The following is a 24,341-nucleotide window of genomic DNA, read 5'->3' as shown; positions in this document are numbered from 1 at the left end:
CTCCAATCTCTCTAATGCAGCAACACATTCATTGGCAGCTTCAGTTACTTCCTTCATTTGTTTTAACGCTTCTGTCGTATCGACATCAATGTTAATCTTTAATTTGTTATTAGCCATCTACAATTCCCTCCGCAGCTTTCTTTAACTTCTCTATCTTTTCTTGCGCATCTTTAGGAAGAACGCTCATTTTAGTGCTTAATTCCTTTTTTAAATGATCAATCGTGTTGACTACACCTTCAATTCTCATACATAAGTCGTTAATTACTTTTTGTTGATCTCGATTTACACTATCTAAATCATTAACTAATTTTTCTAATCGATCGATTCTTTCCGCAAGATATTGATTATCCATCCTTCATCCTCCTTTTTAAGTGTCTAATTTGTCTACTATAGCTGTATACATTCGTTATCCATCTAACATAGTTAAACGATCTTTAATGTGTAATTTTTATATAACAAAGAAAAGCACCCATTATGGATGCTATAGTTCACTCTTTAAATAAGGAATACTAATGATTTTATTGTTGCTTAATGGTATGGTGACTGTTCTTAATTCCTTAACAGCTGCTCCATCACTTAAAGTGCTATTTCTTAATTGTTTCTCTAACAATTCGTTGTTCGCTATAATTGTTATTTCTACATTTTCTTTATTACTCATATCCTCATCCTTTCTTTAAAAAAGAAACCGCCACTATTAAAATGACGGTTCTTTTACGGCTTATAAAAATATTAAAGGGGATGGGAGAAATTCACGTTCGAACATAAGGGGATATGTCTATGTGAATCGAATGCCAAGATCACTCTTAACATTCTCTCAGCCACTGCATTCCCGTATTCTTAGCTACGCACTTTACGTTCAGTGACTGAGAGAAGACTAAGAATAGTCCTCCCTCTGAATAGGTATAGTCAATACTTCGGCTGTCGCATAGCCTTCGTTGACCGATATCGAATTATAAAGGATTCATATCAAGACGTTTGTATTTCTTCCGACGTCTTTTTAAATAGGTGGTGTACTTGTTTTAATTTTTACTACATGAGAATCAACCCCTTTATTAAATGATTTGCAGCAATGAGACTCGCAATATCCCATCGCTTATTGTGTATTGAAAAAAACATCCCTATAGAATCTATATACGAGCAAACACTTGGTCACCCAAAACAGATACCATCGGAACAGGTCTCGGTAACCTTTCATATATAGGGGGCATTTGTACCACAAATTTCGACATTTTTCGCAACTAAAATCAAAACATGCAGAAGAGACTTTCATTTATTCTTTTTCCAATCTTCTTATCTGCTCTTTCTAAATGGTTTTGAATAGTAGTTTTTTTCACCCCTAAATAATTAGATATTTTTTCCATCGTTAAACCATGACCTCTAGACATTACATATATTTCCTTTTCTCTATCCGTTAAAGTTGATAATGCATCTTCTAACTGCATACGGTCCCATTCAGAGATAACACTTTCTTTTGCTGCTGTATCCCATTCATATACTGGCATTACAGTACTACGCACATATCTTTGCATTAATAATGGGTCACATGGTTTCTCACGTTCATATGCCGCCCTACGTTCAATTCCTCTTTTTTTCCCTGGCTGTTTAGCAGTACGCATCCATTCTAGAGCGTAATTAATATCACTGATCATTCCATTGATAATACTTATATCCTTTTCTGTTGCGCCTACCTTAGAATTTTCTAATTCTTTTCTTGTTTCTATATACTGCTGCATTAATTTTTTCATCAGCCAGGTTCCTCCTTTTATATAAAAAGAGGACGCTGAATTGTATACAGGAAAAATTGCTTTCCTACACACAAACGCCCTCTGAATGCGGACTATTACTTTCATTGTTTTTTTATTTATCATTTTAATACGGTAAGTGAAATTTTAATTTAATCCTCTTTTTTTTAGCTGCTCCGATACATTTTTACCATCTGCAATACCAAAGTATCTAGCAATAGCTGTATACGTCATTCCGTCTTCTCTCATAGCTGCAGCTTTCACACAAATTCTATCCCATTCTTCTTTCGTTTTCCTTTTTCGCTTTTGCACTTCTTCTTTGCCACCTAGAAATGCGCCTAGTTTTATTATTTCTTTCCCTATGGTGCAATTTGAACTACAATGATCCAATTGCTGATATCTATACTCACAATTTTTACAATACTTATCCTGCATATTTAGAACTTTGATACGCGCCTCTTTAGCATTCATATCTTCACCCTCTATTACTTTAACTAATACTTGGCCATTCTAACTTATCAACATAATATAGGTAATCTACTAACGCACGATTAGTTGGTGTTACTAAATATGCTCTCTCATCAAATACTTCTCTTTTTATTGATTTTGGACCACCATTTTCTGCTGCTTTCATATACTCTTTAATTAGCGCAAATGGAACTAAGAATATAGAATGTTCTTTACTAAACTCCAATAAAATGAAACAAATTGCTCCCATCTGCTCAGCTTGTAGTAACCATTTGTATTGGTGAGGCTTTATATTACTTAAATCAAAGCGTTTTTCTTTTATAGTAGCCTTGGCCTCAAATGCAATAAATCGACCTTTATATATCCCATCATAATCCACTGTAGATTTTTTCTCGTAATATCCTTCTTTAATTCTTCCATCCCTATATTTTTTCGTAACTACAACGGGTGTAGCTCGTTTTTCAATTAATGCAATTTCATTATTTCTATACATATCGTTTGACCAATTAATTAGATTTTCAAATGCAGGTCCATGTGCTCCGCTATATGCCATTTATATCAGTCTCACTTTCTATTAAAAGGATTATTTTATTAAGTTATGTTTTTTTAACTGAAACCAAGTCTCCATGCCTCTTACGTCTTTCTCATAAATTGGCATTACATATATCTCTTCGTTTATTAACAGTTGGAATTCTACACATTGTTTTTCTCTGTTCCATCCGTAAGATGCCATAGGAACCATTTTAGGCTCCGCTTTTTCTGTCATTTTCTCTTCCCCCCCTGAATAAAACTCAATATTCCGTCAATACTGTAGACAACCCATTAAGTTACTTTCTCCCAGTTCCCCCTTGGAGAACCAGCCGGGCAGTTAGCTTTTGCTAGCTGCTCTTTTAGTTATTTGTATCTTCGAATTTCGCTTTTAAACGTTCATAATCTCGTCTTTCTTGTTCTTCTTGTCTTTTCTTATATTCTTCTTGTTGTTTTTGATGCGCTAAGCGTATTTCATTCTCGTATTCTTCAATTTCTTCGTGAGAGATTATCCCTTTTTCATGCAATGTTTTTCTTAACCAATTATGCTTTAACACATATGCTCTTGCGTTGTATTTACCGTACATACTGATTTCACTGCTACCATCATCTTGGAATTGTTCAACTACTAATATTCCCTTATCTTTTGTAACGATCGTAATAGCCTTAGCAAATTGTGCCATGTGTGTAAAAGCTATTTCTTTCCCAACTAAATCCTCTTCTTTTTCCATAAAGTACATTTAACATTCCCCTTTTCTACAAAATGAAATTTTTGTTCAAATTACGAATACCATCTACTAAACTCAATATTGAATACTTCCAAGGCCCTACCCGCCAAATAAACAGGATTTTCAGCTCCACTTGTTATTCCTACAAGAACATCACGTAACAATTTATCTTGTTCTACATGTGCTTTTTCGCTATTGCACCATTCAGCTTCTGCTATGCTACGGATATAATCTAATCGTTCGTTTAGTTGCTTCTTTGTTCTAATTGGTTTTGCCATTGATTATCCTACCTTTCTGATAAAATGAAGTTTTTGTTTAGTTGTATAAATATCTACCTAGCCACATAAAATAACCAAAAATCAGGAGTTAAGTAATGAAAACATCACTCAAAATTCTTAAATGTTTTTTATTTATACTTTTAGTTGTATTCTCACTTTTTTTAGGGTACGTATGGTATTTTTAATGTCCAACCAAATAGCGTTTTTGTTGAATTTTTATTGAGTTTACATTGACCTTTTGTTGATTTTTTCTTCACATTTAAAAGAAACAAACATATGGATATTGTATGTAGTCTCTGCGCTCATAGAGATCTACCTTTCTTATTAAAGAGCATGCTTATATGTGTGCTCCTTTTCGCTTATTATGAAATATCGTTTGGGTTAAAACTCCAACTCGTATCGTTTCTTTAATGACAGGCTCCATAAATTCACATAAGGAATACAATATTAAAAATTTACTCATGAAAATCTGATTACAACTTTTGGGATTTTTCTGTTTCATGAGACATTCATCTACCTTATTGAGAGCACATATACAAGTGTGCTCTTTTTATTAATAAAACTAATTCAAATAACTATTTTGTATTGTCTGCTTTAATCTTTTGTTTAGTCCACTCTACAACTACTCTTCTAGATTGAAACCAGTGTACATTACACGTAGAACAAATATATTTAGTGCAAGTTTCAACATAATTAACCGTCTCTAACTTATTCCCACAATTTAAACAGTGTTGGGCCAATGTATTCATCTCCTTTTCTCTCAAATAACGCTTTTAATAAAAATTAGTTGAAACAACAACTGTCGGCTCTACAGATACTTTTATTAACTTTCTATAGTATCTTTCTCCATTGATTTCAATCGATGTTTTTCTTGCTCCCTTATATAGCGTGTCTAAACGCTTAAAATCACTTTCAGAAATTAACTTCCAAACAAACACATCATCCATCGATTCTTCAACATTTCTAGTATCATAACGCTCCCATTGCCAAAACATTTCCGATAGCCAATCATCTAAGTCAGAATGCGTTGTAAAAATGTACGCTTCATCACCGCAGTCGTCTTCTCTGAATACAAAATAGTACTCCGTTAATATGCTAGTGCCTTTTCCTTCTCTTTGAACGAACTCTTTAAAAGCTTCCCAATTACTTTTCAATCCGCCCCAATCTAAACTTCTCACCATTCTATTCCCCTCCGTTTTTGTACAAAATTCAAATTTTGTTTAGTTTGTTCTTGCTGTTTTATATTCAAAAAAACTGGAAGACTTTTTATGTTTATCGCAAGCGTATACATCTGTAGGAAGATGCTTCCTGCCTTGTGGATCTCTAGCGAATATAAAACCCTTGGTTGTTGCATCATTTTTACATCCAACATAATTGCATTTCTCCACTTTCATTCCCCTCCAAAATAGCTATTTTTTTGACTGTTCAAATGCTTGTTTCTCACAATCTATACACGCTACAATGTCACCAGACTTATCGAATTGATAAATAGACTTTTCTTCAATATCCTTATTTAAAAAGCAAATATCACAATTAAATTGCTTTTTCTTATCTACTAATTCGTCATTGATTTTCTTAGTTAGTTTTACAGTTCCAATTTCTTCATACGGTTCAACAGAATACCCTTTCTCTTGTAACACTTTCGCAATATCTTGCATATCCTTCCAAGCTGCTGTACCTTGTCCAAATTTAATAATAATTGTATTCATTTTTTATTCCCCTTTAATTTTTCTATTTATTTTTTCTAATAATCCTGTTATTAAGCCTATAATCCAGCCTAATAAAAATATGAACGTATATCCCACTACACCACCTACTTAATAACAAATATTTATATATAATTTACAATCTAATCCAACAAGAATTTTCTTTTAGTCTCCGCATACGTTCTTTTGTTGATAAAGCAGGTGTTGTTAACGCTTCTTCTATATTCCATTTCAATTTCTTAATCCGATCGTAAACTGTGCTATATCTTAAGCCATTTTCCTTTGCCTTTTGTATTTGTTCATCCGTCAATACACGATTACATTCATTCGCACGCTTCAAAGTTTCCTCTCGACTCAATGGAGGTTTAGTTATTGAATCTATTAAACTCCAACCTCTTTTTCTTCTTCCCTTAAATGTGGTTCTTCCTATATTATTTTTCAAAGCAATCTCTTTCACTTTAGACCATTCTGAAGCTTTTCGAGGTGATTCAGTCATTGCAAAATCTTTATCCCAACCCAAATTTCTAATCCTATGTTCTAATAATTTACGACTAACCCCATGCTTAGCTGCTACTTCATAATCTTCTGGAGTGACATAATATTCATATGACGATTTCATAAAACCCATCCTCCTCTTTACTCAATATCCACTTGCTTGACGTTCAAAGTTCTCCTTATTTTTATCTTTGTAGGCTTGTACAATATCTTCAAATTTGTACCCATACAAGTAACAAAGACGGAAGAAAATACCAAAAGCCTTATGCAAATGTGTTAGAGTTACGTTTAAATCTCTATATTGGCACCACGCACGTTTAGCGGTTAAAATATCCTGCATATACCATTCAAATAGCATATTGACGCTTAATATATTTTTCTTCATAATGTATTGTTCGCGGAACATTGCTGCTATTCTACGCTTTAATGTATGGCGATCTAATTCAATTACAATGTTCATGAGAAAATGAAACCCATCAACTAATTCAACCAACAGCCCTTCTTTAGGAGTCCCAAACCCTACACTCCACATTTTAAATGCTCTCGTTTCATTCCAAGCCTCGCCAATCTCCACTAATAATGCACGAAACAGCATGTCTAATTTGTCATTACCCTTATAACCAATGCGTCTATCAAGTTCTTTTTGCATTTCCATTAATTCACTAATATCAAATGTTTGGCTTGTTTCTTCTTTAGTAATGATATGCAAGTTAGTTGTATGTCTCATTGTGCATACACTCCTTTACGATAATCTTTAATAATGGCACCATTCTCATTAAAATATGCAATTTCCCAATACGGATTAAATCTAAACTTATGCGGATTTCCATCTAAAATAACGTACAAATCATTTTTGCAATTCCCGACAATCGTCCCTTGTCTTCCCTGTACTTCGACACGCATCCCGCGTTTAGCAAATGGTATTCTTCTGTAGTTACACATTTTTCGAAATGGTGCTTCTTGTCCAAAAAGTGTACTAATATCTACTACTCCCAGATACTTGCAACTAATGAACCTTTCAAATTGTTCGAATGGCATATCTATAAAGTGCTGCTTTTTAAATTGTTTATAATAGTGGTATTTTGCTTTCTCTTCACTTTCCTTAAACACAATATGGTCACATCTCCACTGCGGAAAAACCGTTGAAATATGATACTTGTATGTAGGAGTATCCATTAGTTTCCCTCCTGTCCAACAAAGGAGACTTTTGACCAATCCATTTCTGCTATTTTTTCTTGATTAATCATCTCCAAAGGTACTTCTAGCAAAAAGCGCGCCGTTTTGTTGCAATTCGTGCATTTCACATGAATAGTTTTTTCTTCTGCGCTTACCATGATTCCGCCAATCCCGTTATCCTCCGTTGTAATAATTGGCAATACAGATGTAACTGGACCTTCATTTTCAAATTCCTTTTCAACCAAACTAGCCAGTATATTCATTCCACATAAGCAAGTAATTTCAAATTTCATATTATTTATCCCCTTTAATTGTTTTATATTTGTAACTATTAGTAAGACCGTCAATTCTAGCTCGTCCAATTCCCACAATTGACGGTCTCTGAGCCTATAACACTTCAAATCTATTAATCGATTTATTATCCTTTGTTTCTCCAATTGCTTTGTTCACCTGCTGTTTACTTTTGAATCTTATCGAATACCCTAATTGCTATAGCTATAATAAGACTGAATATTACAAAAACAATTAATGTATCCTTATCCATAACGGATTAACCTGCCATATCTTCTGCGAAAAAGTAGATTTCTAGTTCTTTAGGATCTATTTGGAACCTTTCATCTGAATTATTGACCAGTACTGCTACAAGTCCCGTTTCAGAATCTTGATGTTGTACAGTTAAAACACGTTTATCGTTACTAACGAAGTCGCCAGGATGGAATTCGTTGTTTTTTCTACCTTTAGCAGCGAATACTCTGCGGCGTTCTTCCCAATACTGCTCATCTTCTGTTGCTTTTCGGCACTGATCAGCAAACTGCCATCCCTTATCTCCTACACTCATAACCGATTCGTTACCCCACGTTCCATATAATGCAATACCGCCATTCTGATCGATAAAAGCAATATCTTCTACTGCTGCAAACATTGTGTAGTCTTTGCCTTCAAACGCTACCCATTCCCCTTTTGCAATAAACGGTGCAATGATTTCCGTCATATTTATATTCACTAAAGTCACTTTCATATTTAATTCCTCCTTAATTTGTACTAAACCCAAAAATTAACGATGTATGCTCCGTTCATTTGAATTTCTTTTCTTGCATAAGTCGTTTTTCCATTTTTAAACTTGACTGGTTTATAGAACCCGTTTTTACTAACATCAGATGCTCTGTTAGCATGTTGATATTGATATATTTTAAATTCATTTGCATATACAACCGGATCATGTCCTGCTCCCCAACTGTCCCAACGACCTTCGACAAACTTAGCTGGATCATCACAAATTGCATAAATACTATCTTCTTCATTAATTACGAGGTATATATCATCCCAATCTTGCATTGTTTTCAATCCATTCTTAATAGCTCTCATTGCATCTAACGCACCAATAAAATCAGCTTCCATAGTAATTAACATCCTTTCGTTATTTAAGATATTTAGTTACATATTGCGGTCTAAATCCACTATCTAAATAGATTCTTAGCTGCTGTGGCTCTTGCGATTCCCTAGCCGCGCAGCAAATCCTCTCTGCGGAATCCCAATGAAAACTTTTGTCTTCACTTCTCTTATAACGCCATATAGCTTTGACATAATCCATGAACATGTCAAAGTGATTATCCTGTTTTGTAGAGCGAGGCAGTTCGTCCGCGCTCCAGACGTCGCATGGAATAATAGCCATGACATCTACAAAGCTCGCCAATCCTCGCCTTTGTTTTACATGCGCCTTCTTTATATCAAAAGGAGCACTTTGTACTATATCTGGTTGTTTTATAGAATCATTCAGTAACAGTGTCAGTTGTTCCGTCATGGTGCTCACCTTCTAACTGCATTTGCAGTGTTGCAGTGAATCCGCGTTCTAATATTGATCCGATAACTGCATTCATCCATAAATGAGTTCCGATCTTCCTTTGTAAAAGTGTTATAATCGTTAGTATTTCTTTTGTAGAGAGTGAGACAAATTCACCTGATTTTTCTTGGTTAAATTGCCCACCACGCTTTTCTATGTTTAAAGTAATGTTATTTTCTTTCACATATTGTTCTGCCTTAATTAGATCAAACTGACGAACCTTATCGCGTCCATATTTGGTAATTAACGCTTTTAACATGTCTACTAAAACATTGACATCTATCACTTTTAATTTGGTTTCCATCTCACCACGGCAAGATTTGCATAACGTTTTTTCGCATCCCTCAATGTGCATATTTGTTACATCGGATTCTGGTATTACATCACCGCAAATATCGCACCATTCACTATTGTCAAACAACGCACTGAACATAAATTTCAACTCCCAACCTTTAATTTTTTATCGTTTATATTTAATGCACTTATTGCATGGCCGCTAGTGCGTTTATGTGTACTAATGTGTTATAATTGCAAATGTAAATTCTTTCTTAACTACCCATCTCGCAAATGGGTATTTTTTATACACTTTTTTTGATTTCTTCTACTATCTTCGAACTTCCACTAACTTCTTCTAGATGCTTAGCAACTTTCAAAACTTCATTTCTTTCTTTATTTCTATTTTGTTGATCACTCTTCTGCTTTTGCATGTACAGGTCCATAAGTTCCGATTCAATCGCAACTGCTTCACTAGATTGTTTGTCGCATAGTGTTTTTAATTCTTGAGCAGCTGTAAACTCACCAGAATTCATTGCTCTTTCACATTGAGAAAGTAATAACTTACGATTCATCATATATTCTCGAAGCTTTCCCTCTAAAAGTTCAGCTCTTTGTACATGCTCAGGAAGCACTCTGTCTCTTATTCCCAATTACATTCACTTCCCGTTCTTGTTTACGGTCATCTTCATCGAGTTTTCGCTCGATGAAGCTACCGCCTTTGTATGCTGCTAATGCTAGTAATCCAAGTCCTAAACCAAAGATACACACGGCATTGGTACTCTCAACTAAGACAATGTCCATTACGCAATAATAAATACCTTTTTAGATTCAATTTCCTCTGCTAATTCAGCAGTTAAATACTCTTTAATGTTGTCAATTGCTTCTAGTTTCCATGCGCCACCGTCCGCTTCAAATAATGCACATTCTGGACCTTTACGCATTCGGAATATAAAATTACTTTCTGGTTGTTCAACTTCAACAAATGTTCTGTATGGCTTTAATAAAACCGGATTAGGTACTTTCACATTCCCTACAGTAGCAACGCCCATTTTTGCTACGACACTTTGAGAAACACCATCGTCACCAATTGTATTTACAGCCTCTTCCTTGACATTTCCAACAAGCTTGAGCATTAAATCACGATCTGAATTCGGTACAAATGCAGACTGTAAACTAATATTAAAATTCTCTACATCATGGTATCTTTCAAATGAAAAACGCGGTAATAATGCTTCTACTTGAATAAAATTACTACGATTATAGTCATTGTTAATTTGCGTGAAGCAAGAAACACTTGTTGGACTTTCAATATGAACCATTAATGGATGATCTCCATCAAACTGCGATTTAATATAGGCAACTAAACCAGAAAGATTATTTACAGTGATTGTTTTTGCTGTCGGTTTCTTAATAACATGCATAGGTTGTGTTGATAACTTTTGTCCATTAATCTCCTCAATACGTGTATTTCCCAATCCAACTACATATTCAATTGCTGCTTTAATCATTTTTCATTTCCCCTTTTCTTTTTTTAGTTAGTTGATTGTTGACGTAAATCTACAACTTTATCGCCTACATCATTTTTTATTACTTCTTCACCTGGATCATAAAAGGTTTGTCCAATTACTCCAGAAACAAGTTCTTGTCCTACTAAATTACCTTCATTGTCATAATCCATAACAATTTTAGATTCAACTTCTGTTGCAGGAACTAACGTTGTTTTAGCTTGTACCTTACAATTCAGTACATCTCGTTGCTGATCACCTGCTACTGCAATCGTAATATTAATTTTCCTTACCTTTTTAGGGTCGGTATTTGGGTCTGCAATGTTCTCCAAAACCTTCTTTAATTCAATATTTACTCTTTCAAATAAGGCCCCATCTGCAAAACTATTTAAGTCAATCATCTTTCTACCTCCTAAGCGGTTTTACTACCGTTAAATAACGGGCGCCATCCTTCTATAAAACTGAGAGCTTCCCCAAAATCCTTTTGAAGTATATTAGGATAAGCATTCACTTGGTAAGCATCTTTTAGGTTCTTCCATAAAGCGGAGTACACTTTTCTTGTTGTAGCGTACAATTCCTTATCTATCTTGTTTTCATTCCATAGATTATGTACTCGTTTATTTACAGCGTTTCTAATTACTTGCTGCTGTCCATAATCAAGCGTGATACGTTTATCTATATCACTTCTCATTTTCTCTACATCTTTTTTCAGACTATCGACTTCTCCATTTAACTCAATAGTCATTTTCATATTGGCCAGGATACTTTCTTTTGCGTTCATCGCTTTAGGTTTGCTGCGAATATATTCTTGCATCCTTTTAAACTCTTGAATAAACTTAATCTTCATTTGAACAGCTTCTCTTGTGTTGTAACTCATAACAACTAATGTAAAGGCTTCTTCTGTCATATCAATTTTCGGATAATAACGTCCTCTGCTCTCATAAGTTCGCTCCGCAAAATTGCTTAGTGAAAATTCGTAACCTGCATATTCCATTTGTTTTCTAATATCTCTTAGTACGTCAGCGTGATTTTTACAAAACACCTCAGCAATCGTTAAACTATTTGTTACTGCCTTTCCATTAACTTCAAATACTAACTCAGCATGTACTGGCGTTTCATTTACTGCTGCTAATTGATCCATTTTACTCTCCTCATCATTCGTTTTTTGAGACGTCTCATTTAGAGACCTGAAAGGCAAAAAAATATACTACTTCATCAATTCATCGATGGTTACTTCATACAGATTAGCTAACAAAGACAATCTATGTAAGTTAGGTTCACGTTTTCCTGTTTCTACTTGAGAATATGAATTCCTATTTGTGTAACCTATTGTTTCAGCTACTTCAATCTGTGTGAAACCTTTAGAAAGTCTAAGTTCTCTGATCTTTTCAGTGTTTAATTTCATTCGGTATCACCCTTTGTTCGTTTCGTTAAATTGAGTATATCACAAGAGGTCTCTTTTTGAGAACCCCAAAATTATAAAAAATAAAAGTTTTTAAAAGTGTTGTCATTTCGAGAACATATTTGTTAAATTTAAGATATAGGAAATGTATTTATATAATTATTTTTAGTGTTAGTAAATAAAAATTACTAATAAATATTAAGGGGAATATAAAGTATGGATTACAAATTAATTAGTAGACGTGTGAAAGATATAAGAACTGACATACTGCGAATTAGTCAAAGGGAATTTGCTGAAGCTTTAGGGATACAGAGTAGATCAGCTGTTTCGATGTGGGAAAATGAAGAGAGTACAAAATGCCCATCTAAAAAGATGAGCTTAGAAATTGCAAAACTTGCTAATGTATCTGTTTCTTATGTACTAGGCGAATCAGATGAGAAGAACCCTGACGTCGCTGCAAAAGACGAATGGGAAAGACTTATGATGCAAGTTAAAACAAAATCACCTGAGAAGCAAAAAGAACTTTTAGATCTTATTACTAACTTAGTTAAGATATCCGGCGATTGATAGCTTTAGTTGCTACCAACCGCTTTTTTTATTTCTGCTAGTATATCAAAAGATACTGAATCCCCTTTCTCAGCACTGTTCATTACTTCTTTTAGTACGTCCCCGAATTTATCTACTACAGTTTTATTCTCTAATTTCTCCATCCCTAAATCCTCCAATGTAATCTTTATAGTTTGTGAATCATTCACATACTTTCGAAGTTAGCTTTTCACAATAAACTTCGAACGCCCTCTAAAATCAAGAAATGCGATTACCCCTTTTGGATAATCGCAACTCTACATTTTATATTAAATTTTACCAGCCTCCGCCACCTGGTTCGGACATCATAGCAACTTTAGGCTCAGACATTGTATATTCTTTTTGATCTATCTTGTAATTAATATTAAAAGTAATCATACCCACAAAAGCTAATATTGGGAGAATCATTAAGTATTTCTTCAATCAATTCACCTCTTTCACATAAGATTATTATACCATTTTTTGAATATTAACCCAAGTATATTTTAGGGAGATTTGCGTAAAAAAGGCTCTTTTTTTCGATAAACATTCTATGTGAGATTTCGATTAATTCTCGGTCATTTCTTGCTAAACCTAAGAAGAGTGTCTGAAACTCATTAAGATAACCTTTTGTTTCTTTCATTTTCAGTAAAATAGACTCTGACGCTTGATAGTTACCTCTCTTAAATTCTAAATAAGCTTGATCATCATCATCCAAAATATCAGGCAATGTATCTAAGTCTCGGTAATGATGAATCTTCAAGAAAATGATTGTGCTTTTTATTCTTTTCTTCTTTCTTTCTATGTCTTTATCACCTTCAGAGAAATTTGTTTCCAGAATTAAAAGTGATTGTTCAAGGTGAAATTTCGCTCGTGAATAACTTTCAAATAAAAAAGACTCTCCGATATTATATAAAGAATTGGCTTTTTGAATTATAAAGGCAGGATTTTTGTCGCAAATTTCTAATAGATCATTACAAATAGCACGTGCCAAATCAACTTTATTTTGCATCATATAAGTTACAATTAAACCCTCTTTAATTCTTGCTAAGTAACTATCACGTTTGTAATTGTTAAATATTTTTTTAACTTTAGTTTCGACAGGAGTTATACGCTTGAATAACCTTTTATATTCTTTCATTTGGTATAAAGCTTGGCACATCAAAATACTAGTTAGGATTTTCATCTCATTTGTTGTAATTTCATTTTTACACGATTCAAGATCATCATAAAAATCTGCCGGTTCATATTTTTCATTAACTTTAAAATGTGTATATATAATATCATAAACCTTCGCGCACTCTTTGTTAGCGATTGTTGGAGAATTTTTTTCTGACTCTATAAGTTCTTTCAAAGAATCGAATTGTCTTTGAAATGCAGCATATTCAAAAGCTTCCCGTTTATTTTCCGGTTTTGCAAATGCTAAATAGTCGGATATCATCTGTTCTTCCATTGATACAAAAGATTTATCATACAGTTTCATAATGATCTTTACTAGATAAATAAAACTAATTTCTGTTTTTCCATTTAGTATGCTTGATAAGGTACTTTGAGCTATTCCTAAATACAAAGCTAACTCACAGTTAGTAATTTTAGATGCGAATAAATCATCATTGATTTTTTTTAATAAGTTCTTCATAGTTTGCTCTTTTGTTTTTACTATTGTACTTTCTTGCATCCCTTTTGCTCCTCCCATTGGAACAAAGACTTCGCTCGTTTTCTCAACTTTTTTAAAGGAAAAATAATACCACAGTAATGATTTAGTAATATCGGCATGTTATAATGTAAATGTTACTCGTGTAGTGACCGAAAAGAGACTTATGGCAGATGTTCCCCTCGTGAGTCGGGCGAACGGTGTAAGAGTGGGCCAAATCACTCTTACACACGCTGTGAGTCTTTTTTTCGTTCCGTTTTTTATTGTTATCATAATACCACAAATTTCCCAAAATTCTGTCGTATAATAGTCTGAAAACTATTGAGAAAATTGAAAAACCGCTTTGTATCAACGTTTTATGTATTACATGGAATAAAAAATGCAATTATGCATTTCATCGTTTTTTGAACCTGTATGAATATTTTACCACAAATACGAACTCTCGTTCCTTTTATTTCTACACAGACTCATAATGAATCTTCACATAACATAAAGGTCACATAATTAATCATACCATTCGAATATATACCATTATTACCACTCGTTCGCTTATAATTGTCGAAGATTATAAAGGGCGGTGAATAGTCATTGCTTAGCGAACGACTAGTATACTTTCGCAAGAAAAACAAATTAACACAAAATGATGTCGCTTACCGTTTGAATGTTGTCCGTTCAACATATACAAACTGGGAAGCAGGACGGTCTGAACCAGATGTATCAACTCTCATTAAACTTAGTGATATATACAATGTCAGCCTCGATAACCTAGTTGGCAGGACATATCGAATGCCTCCACAGTTCGAAGTCATTTTAGATCAAATATCCGATTTAGATACAGAACCTAAAAAGAAAGCGCTCAATCTTTTAGTCGAATATACTTACTTAATTAAAAAGTATTTCATGTAGCTATCACACCTTTCATTTTCGCTTGTAAGCAATTTTAAATTCAGAAATGATTAAGTCCATAGAGATAATGTAACGACAAAATTTACAGCCTTTTAAACTCTTATATTTAAAATCCGAAGCATTGACACCTTAGAGAACATTACGCTCTCTTTTTACATATAACCCAAAAATGTAACTATTTGGATTGTTGCATTTGAGTATATAGTACATTTGGATTTTAATATAGACTAGCGGTAAAATATTCTTGTAAAGTCAGAAATTAGTGAATTTTTGACTATTTCCATTGATTTTATGCGGTTATTCGGAAATATGCAATATTACATATCCATTAATTGTAATGTAAACCATGTTTTACTCGTATCAACCAACTCAAGGAAATGCTATAATCCGCTTTGACTAACTGCTACGAAAGCTCATGCCATTGCTAACGTTTGCAGTTTATCATCCACAACTAGGGCGACTCCCTAGATTGCGGTACCATTCCGCAGCCCTTAACAATTTGTTAGGGGCTTTTTTCATTTCTGTTCGACAAAATATGACAATATTATAATTAAATGTTTGCTATGATAAGCTCGGAAATCTTACATTTTACATAACTGGAGGTAATAACATGTATAAGAAACTTGGTACCTTAGCTTTAACAGGCACATTAGCTTTAAGCTTAGCTGCATGTAGCGAAACTGAGGAAACTGCAAAAAAAGTATCTAGCGACCAAAAAACTGAGCAAACAGATACTAAAAAAGAAGATAGCAAAGAGTTTAAAGTTGGTGAAACGATTCAACTAGGAGACTATAAATTAACAGTTTCTAATGTTGAAAAATCCCAAGGTGGCGAATTCGACAAACCTAAAGAAGGACAAGAGTTTATAATTGCTAACTTAACCATAGAGAATGGCGGAAAGAAAGAAATCAGTTACAACCCATTCGATTTTAACCTGCAAAATAGCGAAGGTAACATTGTAGACCAAGCGTTTACAATGGTTAATGAAGAGACTCAATTGAATTCTGGTAAATTAGCTCCAAACGGAAAAATCACTGGAACTATTGCTTTCGAAACAAAGAAAGATGACCCGAAGCTCCAATTAATCTTCAAACCCAATTTTTTATCTAAAAAAGAAGTGAGAATTAATCTACAATAATTAAATAGGAGTGTTTATTTTGAAACGAACAACTGAATTTGTATTAGGACTTATTGGTGGTATTTTTGGAGTATTAGGTGCTGTTTTAGCTTTAATGATAGGTGGAATGGGAGCAGCATTTGAAGCTGAAGGAGCTGATTCTATTATCGGGTTAGGTTGGGCTGCGGTAGGTCTATCTATTTTAGGAATTGTTGGATCTATAGTCGTGAGAAATAAAGCCAAAGCTGGCGGTATCATGATGACAATCGCAGCAATCGGAGGATTTATTTGTATCTTCGTATTCTATATCTTACCAGGTATTTTATTATTAATCGGTGGATTAATGGGAATCTTCCGTAAAGATAAGGCTTCTGCATCTGCATAAAATGAGCACTCGAAAGAGTGCTTTTATTATTTCTCAATGAATAATATAGATAAATATGGTAAAATAGGAATTGGGTAGTATTCTATTAACTCTCTCGTTATTAAAATTAAAGTGGTTATCAAGTCGAAGGAAGGCACCTTAGGGTGTCTTTTCTTTAGGGAATTTATAAATGCTTCATTACGATATAAAGACTCAAATCAATACCTTTAGGTGTGAAATAATAAATTCAACTTGTGGATATCCTTACTTATCCACAAAGAAGACCGTCATTTATTTGACGGTCTTCTCTTTTACTCTTCTTTTTTCAACAAAGTTCTGCTATCATAAAAAGAGTAGATATATAAATTGCAAATGTAAATTTTTCATATAAATTAAAAAAACAAATAGAAAAACCCCGACGAAATTTTCAAAGGTTGATGTAAGTTTGTCCGCCTACTAAACCGATGAAAATTGGAAACTGGAGATCGAGGTTTGTATGAACATATTTAAAGTTGTATCGCTACGTCTATGATAGCATATACTTTAAAAAATGTGAACTACAATCCTCTATTTTCCTATACCCATTTTTGGGCGGGGTGGAAATTGGAGGATTTTTTATTATGTCAAAAAGCAAACGTGACCGTCGTATTGATGGTGAAAAAGCAAGTAAAGATTTATATTTTCAATTGTTTCAGTACTTATTCTATGAACCAAAATATAGAAAGCTAGATAACAATGCTCGTGTCTTATATTCTATTTTACGTGATCGTTACAAACTATCTGTTCAAACTTCACAAAGTAAAGATACATACGTGGATAACGAAGGATATATTTATTGCATCGCTGATAACACTGAGCTAAGTTATATGCTTATGGTATCAGAGCCAATAGCTATCAAAGCTAAAAAGCAGCTTCATGATGTGGGCTTATTGGACGAAGAACCTGTAAAAGATGGCGCCAATCGTTTGTATGTATTAGAACCAGAATTAACAACTGATAATTGGATGTATAAAGCTGAAATAGAGGATCTACGAAAAAAGAAAAAGGCAAAAAAAGAGGAAGAAAGAAAAAAACGAAAAGAGAAAAAAGCATCTGAGAAAGCAAAAAAAGAGGAAGAAAAAACTCCACAACCAGTTGGTGACTTAAAAAACTTAAGTCACCAGGAAAATAGGGGTTCATCCGAAAACGGTGACTTAAGAAATTTAAGTCACGTGACTAAAGAATCTTTAGCGTATACAAAAGTATTTAATATACAGAACGATTTTAATTACTTTAGTAAGTATGTAGGTAAGAGTATCCCTAATCTCATTATTAATTTTTATAATCAATATTTCAAAACAACTAAGTACGCAAAAATTGAATTAACTAAAATGTGTGAAGAAGAAAATGCAGTATTAGTATTCGAATCAATTAAACGTGCTATTGATGGAGAAGCAGATAAACCTATTGCATACATAAAGAAAACTATCGCTAATTGGAATGCTGATAATTGCGAGACATTAGAAGATATTCAAAAATACGAAGAAAAACATCGTAATAAGAAAAATCAAAATAAAACTAAGGGCAGCTATACTCCTAAAAAGAAAACTGTACGTAAAGAAATGGTTCCAGAATGGGTTGGCGAGGAAGATACTGGATCATCAACTATGGAAGACAATGGACAAGCTTCTGAAGAAGAGCGTAAACGTTTAGAAGACGTATTAAAGAAATACAAAAAAGATTAATGTCATATAGGGGATGAATACGTATGCCGAGAAAGTTCAAATTTACTGAAGAAGAACAATTACGATTTGATCACTTTGTTACAACAGATGAATTTGCAGAAGTATTAGCTATCGCATGGAGATACGGTTCCAAACGAAATGACAGTTTCTCAATAAGAAGTCAAAGAAAATGGATTGTTGCTCGTTTTTCAGAGTTGGTTGAAAGAAGTTGGTCTATAAGATATTGCGAATATGGAGGCGATGAACCTTATTGGGAAGGAGCAGTATGTTTAAATCACCCTTTAGTGAACATGCTAGTTGAAATGGGATGGTCCCAAGTTACTAAAGAGGAGCGTTCTTTTCCGATAGGCGATTTTAATGAACTAGTGTTCGTAAAGACTTTTATTCTATTATTACACGATTTAGGAACAATTCGAGAAAAAAGAAAAGGTAGAATGATAGTCCGTCCACGATTACGAATTCATGGATCAGTTGATGTATTAAACAATATTGGTCGGGTCCTCAACAATGAATTAAATGTTGGATTTAAAAAATTGCAAAGTGATCAAAAGGTTCCAAGAGCAAAGACAGTTTATTTTCAATCTAAATTTGAAATACCCAAGATTTTAGAATTTGTTGGAGCTGTAGAATCCTTAGATAAATTTAATTCGCTTGATCTAGGATCTAGGGAATTAATGAGAGTGTGAAATTTCACACACCGTACTATTTTTATATCTTCTAAAACTCAGTATATAGGGGATTTTAAGGAATATTAGGGAGGACAAGCTTATGGCTTCCCTACCTTTCTACACGCATTTTATAAATTTAGCGAAGCCATTGCGAAGACTAACGACCTCGCAAAAAGTACAAACCAATGGTTAATCAATTGTATTTTGTTGTTTTTGGCATATTTTATTGAAACCTAGCGTAAATATCTGTTAGAATCAAAATACCAATGATTAATCAATGGTTATGAAAGGGGAATGTATATGTTATTAGGAAATCCATACGCGATTGACTTAGGAAATGGCTTTACAAAACGCGCTTCAAAGAAAAATAAATCACTAGAGGCAGATGTTATTACAGAATTATCTGTGTTGGCTCCTGTAGACGACTACTACAATGAAGCTAGTTTCACGAAAATTGAACTAACAAACACTGACTTCCCATACTACATAGGAGAAGAAGCTAGAAAATCCAAACTACCATTAATCCGTGCCCTTGGCGAGAATAAAGCGAAGCGCTATGAGGATCCAACATTTAAGAAGCAATTATTTGGATTCATTGCAAAAGACTTTAAAAAGAACGTTACAATTCCGTTACTTGTTACAGGTCTTCCAGTATCACACTTTGGTAATCAACGTGAATCGATTCAAAAAGTAGCTATGGAAGAAACAGCAGTAAAAGTAAATGGCCAGTTAATCACAATTAAAGTGAAACAATGCTTAGTTATTCCGCAACCCGTCGGCACTCAGTATTACTTAGTGAAGAAAGAAATTATTAATAAAGAAGATCGTATTCTTATTATCGATGGTGGGTTTGGCACATTTGATGTTACTGATATGTCTGGTAATGCTGTTATTGATCGTTTAGGAACTGAATTAGGCTGTGAGAAAGCATTTATGGCTATTGAACAAATCGTTCGCGATAACATTGGTGAAACACCTGATTTAAGCGTGTCGAACATGCACTATATTCTTGAGAATGGCTATAAGTACAACGGCTCTCTATACGATTTATACACTCATAAAGACGTAGCTGAGAAGGTTGATGAAGAGTTACAACGTCATTTTGATGCAGCATTACGTGAAGTTTCTCAAAAGTTCAACTTAGCTGTATACGATAAAATCGTCTGGACTGGTGGAATGGCTGCTCTTCATAAAAAGCGTATTGAGAAGAAAAAAGAGCAATTCCCAACATTTGCGGTTCTAGAAAACGGTCAAGAAGCTAACCTATTAGGATACTACTATTTAGGATGTGATGTCTTTGACAAACTTACAAAAGAAAAAGCTTCAAATTGAGCTAAATCCAAACAATGACAAGGTTCTGTATAACTTCGTAACTCGATTAGAGGAACAAGGTAAAGGACAAAAAGGGTATGTAAATAAACAAATTAAAAAGAGATTAGAAATGTACCAGGTACTTGCTGAAGTTGCAGGAGAAGAAGATCCACTTCAATTAGTTAAGAAGTTACTAATCAATATAAATACTCATGGCATACAGAATGATGCAGGAGTAGATGAAAAGCCTTCTGAAGAAGTCGTTGATAATGCTATGGATTTACTAGCTAATTTAGATAAAAGCTTTATGTAAGAAAAATTTTACTCCTTCCTCCCTCCTCTCAAAAACAGCAGGAACGATAGCATGTTGGAATTATGTCCCTGAGAATACAGAGGGGGGAGGAGGTTGAATTTGAAAGGGGAGAGCATCATGAGCAATGTTAACCCTATGTTTAGTTTTTCTAGAAAATCTACTACAATAACAAATCAACAACCTCGTAAAACTCGTTCTGACAAAAAGAAAGATGTAAAAATCCCCGTAAATGAAATACAAAGACAATTAATAAGATCTTCAGCGTTCCAACAAAATATAACTACTACACAATACATGTCTAAATTGATCACAGAACATCTCGGAATTGATTATATTAGTGAAATACATGCGTATGAATATAAGGACACCAAAAAGTACATTCACGCAAAATTGGAGCAAGGAGCGCACTCTAAGCTTGTCCAATTAGCGATTGAATGGGGAGTTTCGCAAAGAGCAGCTGCAACACGTATTTTATGCTTTGCATTACGCACCATGTAGGGAGTGAGCGCATGTATAGTAAATACGACGTTATGACGAAAGAAATACAGCTTATGAGTGCTAGTAATTGGTGGGAGCGAACGAAAATTGAATGGAAGTTAAAAGAGAAGTACCGTTTTGAAGTGAAGATGCTCAAAATTTACTTATTTCGAATGAATATTATTATCGAAGATATGGAAGAGGAAGATTACGAGTGTAATGCTAGTGATCTAGCTGAGATACTTGTTGAGGACTTTCTTGAACATATACGCTCTAAAAATAGTATGGAGCAGCTGTATCAAATCCTAGAGAGCAAGAAACATTATACGGATTTTAATTTGGAGTTTAATGAAAATGACGATCGATACGGTACAATTTCTGTAAAAATTGATAGACGGATATTAAGACGAATTGAAGTGTTTTTTTCGGATATGGCTCATAGTTTCCCTATGCACGGTTTTACAGCTGAAAAATTAATCAATATTCTGATGTGTGACTACATGCGGTTTTATGCTGAAGAACCAGGGAAGAAACTATCTTTGTTGAAGCGAAGATTTTCATAGTGTTTAAATTTCCTATTTTTGAGATGTTTAAAAAATGAAATCTTTGACCACTCTTGTACTAAGAATTTAAAACAGGAGTGATAAAATGGGATGGCTTATTTCTGGTAAAGGGAGAAAATCGAAGCTCTCCAATTTTCTGGAGAAAAACAAAATTACTCAACAGGAATTAGCGGAAAGAAGCGGGGTAAGTAAATCGACTATTAGTCGTGTATGCCAAGGAGATAAATTTTCGCCAACCATGAAAAATGCACAAAAGATTATAAAAGCATTGAAGAAATTAACTAACAAAGATGTACATTATGATGACTTTTGGATGTAGCTCCGTTAAAAACGGGGCTATTTATTATTAGAAGTAATTATTTTGTTTTTGGACATTTTTTTACTATAAAAAAATGTTAGGGTAAAAGTGTCAGTCCGTCCTAACAAATTTTTAAAAATTAAAACCCCTTAAATACAGGTTATAAATGAGCAAAAAAGTAAGAGTTTGGACCCCAACTTCAGCGTACATATTTTACTATCATAATTAATATAATTCATCTCTTTATTTTTGTTAGGATGGCCTAACAAAAGTCCCCTCAAAAAAAGGGGGAATGTTCGTTTTCCTACTGTATGTTATGATGGATTTGCGGTTCTTATTTGTTCAACAAGCCAAGTAGAATTACCTAAATCGCACACTTTCTGAATGTAGCACATCCTTACTACTCATAAGGTGTGCTCCGCCTTTGTATAAAGATAAATAGGAGGAGATAAACGATGCGTGATGTATATCCGGTCAAATATTATAGCAAAGAAGGATTTGTAGAACGAAAAATAGAGATTAACGAAGAAGATTTACAGAAAATCATTGAAGATTATTTAGATAGGCATGCAGACTTTGATTTTGATGAACTTGAGGTTGTAAATAACCGTCCTATGAATATTTGGTTATACGCAAAGTGTAGAAAGTATGTAGATGAAGAAAATCCTGAAGATGATCAAGCTGTACATGAAGCAGAATTGGAAATCACAGGAGATTATGACGGAAATGGTATATTTTAAAGGGGTACGGAAACGCTTCCTTTTTTGGGGGTCACTCACAAAGTATGAATATATTTAAGCATTGTATTGGGTCATTGCTATACATACCTCGTATTTTATAAGAAAAAGGATACGTTATTTGATTAACGTACCCTTTTTTATTTTTTTCTATATTTTTCTTGCTCATAGATACTGGCTGCCATTCCAGCTCGGAATAAAATAAATGCTCCATGAACTACTAATGGGACTACGCCACCATTTGTTTTAACTTACTTTACATACACATAGGCTTCACTTGCTGTTACATAGTATGTTTTATTTTTCAAACTTCACATATTCACCAGAAACCCATTGGTCGCCGCCAACATTATACCAACCGTCTCTATATCCCCAAGATTGATATCTTTCACTTTGGTACACATTTTTTACGACACCATAGTTAGTTCCTGGACCAGTACGAACACGTAATACATCAGCTGTAATAGTTACTACACCAATGCCATCATTTGAAGGTTTAGAAGGAGCTGGTGCATTTTCTCCTGTATAACGAATATATGATGAATCATTATATACCCACTGATCGCCACCCAAGTTTAGCCAACCATTTGACTCACCCCATACTTGGTAGCATTCTCCTTTACCTAACTTACGAATAACTGCATATCCAGTTCCAGGTCCTTTTCGTAAATTCACGTTATCGCCATTAATGTAAGCAACTTTTGTACCATCGTTTGAAGGTGGAATAGGAGTTGGCATTACTGGACTACCTCCACCGTTATATGCATTTTGGACTCTTTCAATAAAACTATTCCAACGTCCTTCTGCTAACATACGATGAGGACAATACTTTCCACTCCATGATTGATGTGTGCGAACTTTACTAATTGGAATATTGTACTGTTTCATGAGCCCAGCTACGACGATAGCTGCATTATCCTCCGCTTTATAATATCGATCTCCACCACTTAGAGAGTAACAGATTTCAACTCCAATAGATTTACGATTTCCGTTACCGCCACCATCACCGCAATGCCAAGCGTTACGCTCTAAAGGAATACCTTGTACAGCTTCTTTATCGTCTACCGCAATATGAAACGATACTTGGTTATCATTACGAATCATATAAGCCACTTCGTTATTTGCTGTAGCATCGTTATAAGTATTGTGGACAGTAATGAATTCTGGATTCATTGTATAAGGGCACTTAGTACCATATTTGCTTGCATCAACTAAATTTTTTCTGATTTCCATTATTAAACATCTCCTTTTAGTGTAAGTCATTTTTTTCTAATACATTTTTTTGTTGTAATCCTTTGTTGCTCAAATAGTTGTTCTTCCACGCCATATACAAAGTGAATGCTCCTGTAATTACAGCAACTAAATCATTTGTCATTTTGTCATCAATCGTTTGGTATCCCACAAGATTTAAGACACTATTAATCACAGCAATCACTAATACGACATAGCGACTAATTGAAGCTGCATCAAAGTTCCTCATACTCTCACCTCCTCCAAATAA

General features: G+C 34.0%; 41 protein-coding genes. 12 read left to right on the top strand and 29 right to left on the bottom strand.

What is annotated here, in order from left to right; all coding sequences use genetic code 11:
* Positions 1–109: 109 nt before the first annotated feature.
* From QCI79_RS34605 to QCI79_RS34490, 24 genes are all read right to left on the bottom strand, one after another.
* Positions 110–352: a hypothetical protein gene (locus tag QCI79_RS34605; protein WP_016049869.1), complete on the bottom strand. Its 243-nt coding sequence runs from the start codon at positions 350–352 to the stop codon at positions 110–112.
* Between the two features lie 129 nt (positions 353–481).
* Complete coding sequence (locus QCI79_RS34600) at positions 482–658, bottom strand: hypothetical protein (RefSeq protein WP_016049868.1); 177 nt, start codon at positions 656–658, stop codon at positions 482–484.
* Between the two features lie 586 nt (positions 659–1,244).
* Positions 1,245–1,745, bottom strand: coding sequence for a sigma-70 family RNA polymerase sigma factor (locus QCI79_RS34595; RefSeq protein ID WP_016090447.1), 501 nt, complete (start codon positions 1,743–1,745; stop codon positions 1,245–1,247).
* A gap of 144 nt (positions 1,746–1,889) precedes the next feature.
* The gene (locus QCI79_RS34590) at positions 1,890–2,213 is read right to left on the bottom strand and encodes a hypothetical protein (RefSeq protein ID WP_016090448.1); all 324 of its coding nucleotides are present in this window, start codon (positions 2,211–2,213) and stop codon (positions 1,890–1,892) included.
* 19 nt (positions 2,214–2,232) lie between these two features.
* Complete coding sequence (locus tag QCI79_RS34585; protein ID WP_016049864.1) at positions 2,233–2,763, bottom strand: Holliday junction resolvase RecU; 531 nt, start codon at positions 2,761–2,763, stop codon at positions 2,233–2,235.
* 30 nt (positions 2,764–2,793) lie between these two features.
* Positions 2,794–2,976, bottom strand: a complete 183-nt coding sequence (locus QCI79_RS34580; RefSeq protein WP_016090449.1) for a hypothetical protein — start codon at positions 2,974–2,976, stop codon at positions 2,794–2,796.
* 124 nt (positions 2,977–3,100) lie between these two features.
* On the bottom strand, positions 3,101–3,478 hold the full coding sequence (locus QCI79_RS34575) for a hypothetical protein (RefSeq protein WP_016090481.1): 378 nt from the start codon (positions 3,476–3,478) through the stop codon (positions 3,101–3,103).
* A gap of 41 nt (positions 3,479–3,519) precedes the next feature.
* Positions 3,520–3,744, bottom strand: a complete 225-nt coding sequence (locus tag QCI79_RS34570; protein WP_016090480.1) for a hypothetical protein — start codon at positions 3,742–3,744, stop codon at positions 3,520–3,522.
* Between the two features lie 773 nt (positions 3,745–4,517).
* Positions 4,518–4,925, bottom strand: a complete 408-nt coding sequence (locus tag QCI79_RS34565; RefSeq protein WP_016090376.1) for a hypothetical protein — start codon at positions 4,923–4,925, stop codon at positions 4,518–4,520.
* A 228-nt stretch (positions 4,926–5,153) separates the two neighbouring features.
* Positions 5,154–5,453, bottom strand: coding sequence for a DUF8088 domain-containing protein (locus QCI79_RS34560; protein ID WP_016090378.1), 300 nt, complete (start codon positions 5,451–5,453; stop codon positions 5,154–5,156).
* A 133-nt stretch (positions 5,454–5,586) separates the two neighbouring features.
* Complete coding sequence (locus QCI79_RS34555; protein ID WP_016090379.1) at positions 5,587–6,069, bottom strand: hypothetical protein; 483 nt, start codon at positions 6,067–6,069, stop codon at positions 5,587–5,589.
* Positions 6,070–6,090: 21 nt separating this feature from the next.
* Positions 6,091–6,672, bottom strand: coding sequence for a dUTP diphosphatase (locus tag QCI79_RS34550; RefSeq protein ID WP_016090380.1), 582 nt, complete (start codon positions 6,670–6,672; stop codon positions 6,091–6,093).
* Positions 6,669–7,121, bottom strand: a complete 453-nt coding sequence (locus tag QCI79_RS34545) for a hypothetical protein (RefSeq protein ID WP_016090381.1) — start codon at positions 7,119–7,121, stop codon at positions 6,669–6,671. Before QCI79_RS34545 ends, QCI79_RS34550 begins: the two co-directional genes overlap by 4 nt.
* Positions 7,121–7,558, bottom strand: coding sequence for a hypothetical protein (locus QCI79_RS34540; protein WP_016090382.1), 438 nt, complete (start codon positions 7,556–7,558; stop codon positions 7,121–7,123). Before QCI79_RS34540 ends, QCI79_RS34545 begins: the two co-directional genes overlap by 1 nt.
* A 113-nt stretch (positions 7,559–7,671) precedes the next feature.
* A complete protein-coding gene (locus tag QCI79_RS34535) occupies positions 7,672–8,139 on the bottom strand; it encodes a hypothetical protein (RefSeq protein WP_016090383.1) in 468 nt (155 codons plus the stop codon).
* A 23-nt stretch (positions 8,140–8,162) separates the two neighbouring features.
* Positions 8,163–8,519, bottom strand: coding sequence for a hypothetical protein (locus QCI79_RS34530; protein ID WP_016090384.1), 357 nt, complete (start codon positions 8,517–8,519; stop codon positions 8,163–8,165).
* 19 nt (positions 8,520–8,538) lie between these two features.
* Positions 8,539–8,922 (bottom strand): hypothetical protein, encoded by a 384-nt coding sequence (locus QCI79_RS34525; RefSeq protein ID WP_016090385.1) that lies wholly within the window; start codon positions 8,920–8,922, stop codon positions 8,539–8,541.
* Positions 8,891–9,394 (bottom strand): hypothetical protein, encoded by a 504-nt coding sequence (locus QCI79_RS34520; RefSeq protein ID WP_016090386.1) that lies wholly within the window; start codon positions 9,392–9,394, stop codon positions 8,891–8,893. Before QCI79_RS34520 ends, QCI79_RS34525 begins: the two co-directional genes overlap by 32 nt.
* Before the next feature lie 145 nt (positions 9,395–9,539).
* Positions 9,540–9,887 carry a hypothetical protein gene (locus QCI79_RS34515; protein ID WP_031303570.1) on the bottom strand — a complete coding sequence of 116 codons (348 nt, stop codon included), beginning with the start codon at positions 9,885–9,887 and terminating at the stop codon, positions 9,540–9,542.
* Entirely contained in the window at positions 9,859–10,005 is a 147-nt protein-coding gene (locus QCI79_RS34510) for a hypothetical protein (RefSeq protein ID WP_228225077.1), read from the bottom strand. The genes QCI79_RS34515 and QCI79_RS34510 overlap by 29 nt, the downstream gene beginning before the upstream one ends.
* Before the next feature lie 32 nt (positions 10,006–10,037).
* Complete coding sequence (locus tag QCI79_RS34505) at positions 10,038–10,745, bottom strand: hypothetical protein (RefSeq protein WP_016090389.1); 708 nt, start codon at positions 10,743–10,745, stop codon at positions 10,038–10,040.
* Positions 10,746–10,768: 23 nt separating this feature from the next.
* Complete coding sequence (locus QCI79_RS34500; RefSeq protein WP_016090390.1) at positions 10,769–11,143, bottom strand: hypothetical protein; 375 nt, start codon at positions 11,141–11,143, stop codon at positions 10,769–10,771.
* A gap of 11 nt (positions 11,144–11,154) precedes the next feature.
* On the bottom strand, positions 11,155–11,883 hold the full coding sequence (locus tag QCI79_RS34495) for a Rha family transcriptional regulator (RefSeq protein WP_016090391.1): 729 nt from the start codon (positions 11,881–11,883) through the stop codon (positions 11,155–11,157).
* A gap of 66 nt (positions 11,884–11,949) precedes the next feature.
* Positions 11,950–12,147 carry a helix-turn-helix domain-containing protein gene (locus tag QCI79_RS34490; protein WP_016090392.1) on the bottom strand — a complete coding sequence of 66 codons (198 nt, stop codon included), beginning with the start codon at positions 12,145–12,147 and terminating at the stop codon, positions 11,950–11,952.
* 213 nt (positions 12,148–12,360) lie between these two features.
* Here QCI79_RS34490 and QCI79_RS34485 point away from each other — a divergent pair, with 213 nt between their 5' ends.
* Positions 12,361–12,711 carry a helix-turn-helix domain-containing protein gene (locus QCI79_RS34485; RefSeq protein WP_016090393.1) on the top strand — a complete coding sequence of 117 codons (351 nt, stop codon included), beginning with the start codon at positions 12,361–12,363 and terminating at the stop codon, positions 12,709–12,711.
* Between the two features lie 5 nt (positions 12,712–12,716).
* On the opposite strand, the gene QCI79_RS34480 is transcribed toward QCI79_RS34485, so the two are convergent.
* The 3 genes from QCI79_RS34480 to QCI79_RS34470 all read right to left on the bottom strand — a co-directional run bounded on the left by QCI79_RS34480 (position 12,717) and on the right by QCI79_RS34470 (position 14,386).
* Positions 12,717–12,854 (bottom strand): hypothetical protein, encoded by a 138-nt coding sequence (locus QCI79_RS34480; RefSeq protein ID WP_016090394.1) that lies wholly within the window; start codon positions 12,852–12,854, stop codon positions 12,717–12,719.
* Between the two features lie 151 nt (positions 12,855–13,005).
* A complete protein-coding gene (locus QCI79_RS34475) occupies positions 13,006–13,152 on the bottom strand; it encodes a hypothetical protein (protein ID WP_016090395.1) in 147 nt (48 codons plus the stop codon).
* 46 nt (positions 13,153–13,198) lie between these two features.
* A complete protein-coding gene (locus tag QCI79_RS34470; protein ID WP_016090396.1) occupies positions 13,199–14,386 on the bottom strand; it encodes an AimR family lysis-lysogeny pheromone receptor in 1,188 nt (395 codons plus the stop codon).
* 564 nt (positions 14,387–14,950) lie between these two features.
* Here QCI79_RS34470 and QCI79_RS34465 point away from each other — a divergent pair.
* The 11 genes from QCI79_RS34465 to QCI79_RS34415 all read left to right on the top strand — a co-directional run bounded on the left by QCI79_RS34465 (position 14,951) and on the right by QCI79_RS34415 (position 22,843).
* Entirely contained in the window at positions 14,951–15,268 is a 318-nt protein-coding gene (locus tag QCI79_RS34465) for a helix-turn-helix domain-containing protein (protein ID WP_016090397.1), read from the top strand.
* A 610-nt stretch (positions 15,269–15,878) separates the two neighbouring features.
* Complete coding sequence (locus QCI79_RS34460; protein WP_016090398.1) at positions 15,879–16,406, top strand: DUF4352 domain-containing protein; 528 nt, start codon at positions 15,879–15,881, stop codon at positions 16,404–16,406.
* Between the two features lie 19 nt (positions 16,407–16,425).
* Complete coding sequence (locus QCI79_RS34455) at positions 16,426–16,770, top strand: DUF4064 domain-containing protein (protein WP_016090399.1); 345 nt, start codon at positions 16,426–16,428, stop codon at positions 16,768–16,770.
* 599 nt (positions 16,771–17,369) lie between these two features.
* The gene (locus QCI79_RS34450; protein ID WP_016090400.1) at positions 17,370–18,473 is read left to right on the top strand and encodes a replication initiator protein A; all 1,104 of its coding nucleotides are present in this window, start codon (positions 17,370–17,372) and stop codon (positions 18,471–18,473) included.
* Positions 18,474–18,496: 23 nt separating this feature from the next.
* On the top strand, positions 18,497–19,159 hold the full coding sequence (locus QCI79_RS34445; protein WP_016090401.1) for a hypothetical protein: 663 nt from the start codon (positions 18,497–18,499) through the stop codon (positions 19,157–19,159).
* A 282-nt stretch (positions 19,160–19,441) separates the two neighbouring features.
* Positions 19,442–20,473 carry a ParM/StbA family protein gene (locus QCI79_RS34440; RefSeq protein WP_016090402.1) on the top strand — a complete coding sequence of 344 codons (1,032 nt, stop codon included), beginning with the start codon at positions 19,442–19,444 and terminating at the stop codon, positions 20,471–20,473.
* Positions 20,433–20,765, top strand: coding sequence for a hypothetical protein (locus QCI79_RS34435; protein WP_016090403.1), 333 nt, complete (start codon positions 20,433–20,435; stop codon positions 20,763–20,765). Before QCI79_RS34440 ends, QCI79_RS34435 begins: the two co-directional genes overlap by 41 nt.
* 117 nt (positions 20,766–20,882) lie before the next feature.
* Positions 20,883–21,263 (top strand): hypothetical protein, encoded by a 381-nt coding sequence (locus QCI79_RS34430; RefSeq protein ID WP_031303572.1) that lies wholly within the window; start codon positions 20,883–20,885, stop codon positions 21,261–21,263.
* A gap of 11 nt (positions 21,264–21,274) precedes the next feature.
* Positions 21,275–21,805 carry a hypothetical protein gene (locus tag QCI79_RS34425; RefSeq protein WP_016090405.1) on the top strand — a complete coding sequence of 177 codons (531 nt, stop codon included), beginning with the start codon at positions 21,275–21,277 and terminating at the stop codon, positions 21,803–21,805.
* An 85-nt stretch (positions 21,806–21,890) separates the two neighbouring features.
* Positions 21,891–22,124 (top strand): helix-turn-helix transcriptional regulator, encoded by a 234-nt coding sequence (locus tag QCI79_RS34420; RefSeq protein ID WP_000539769.1) that lies wholly within the window; start codon positions 21,891–21,893, stop codon positions 22,122–22,124.
* A 434-nt stretch (positions 22,125–22,558) separates the two neighbouring features.
* Entirely contained in the window at positions 22,559–22,843 is a 285-nt protein-coding gene (locus tag QCI79_RS34415) for a hypothetical protein (protein ID WP_016090406.1), read from the top strand.
* A gap of 294 nt (positions 22,844–23,137) precedes the next feature.
* Here QCI79_RS34415 and QCI79_RS34410 read toward each other — a convergent pair whose 3' ends face one another.
* Positions 23,138–24,073, bottom strand: a complete 936-nt coding sequence (locus QCI79_RS34410) for an N-acetylmuramoyl-L-alanine amidase (RefSeq protein WP_016090407.1) — start codon at positions 24,071–24,073, stop codon at positions 23,138–23,140.
* Between the two features lie 16 nt (positions 24,074–24,089).
* The gene (locus QCI79_RS34405) at positions 24,090–24,320 is read right to left on the bottom strand and encodes a phage holin (protein ID WP_016090408.1); all 231 of its coding nucleotides are present in this window, start codon (positions 24,318–24,320) and stop codon (positions 24,090–24,092) included.
* Between the last annotated feature and the right edge of the window lie 21 nt (positions 24,321–24,341).

Source organism: Bacillus cereus group sp. MG1 (genome assembly GCF_040460035.1).
GTDB lineage: Bacteria > Bacillota > Bacilli > Bacillales > Bacillaceae_G > Bacillus_A > Bacillus_A cereus.
This window is presented reverse-complemented; position numbering and strand designations above follow the sequence as displayed.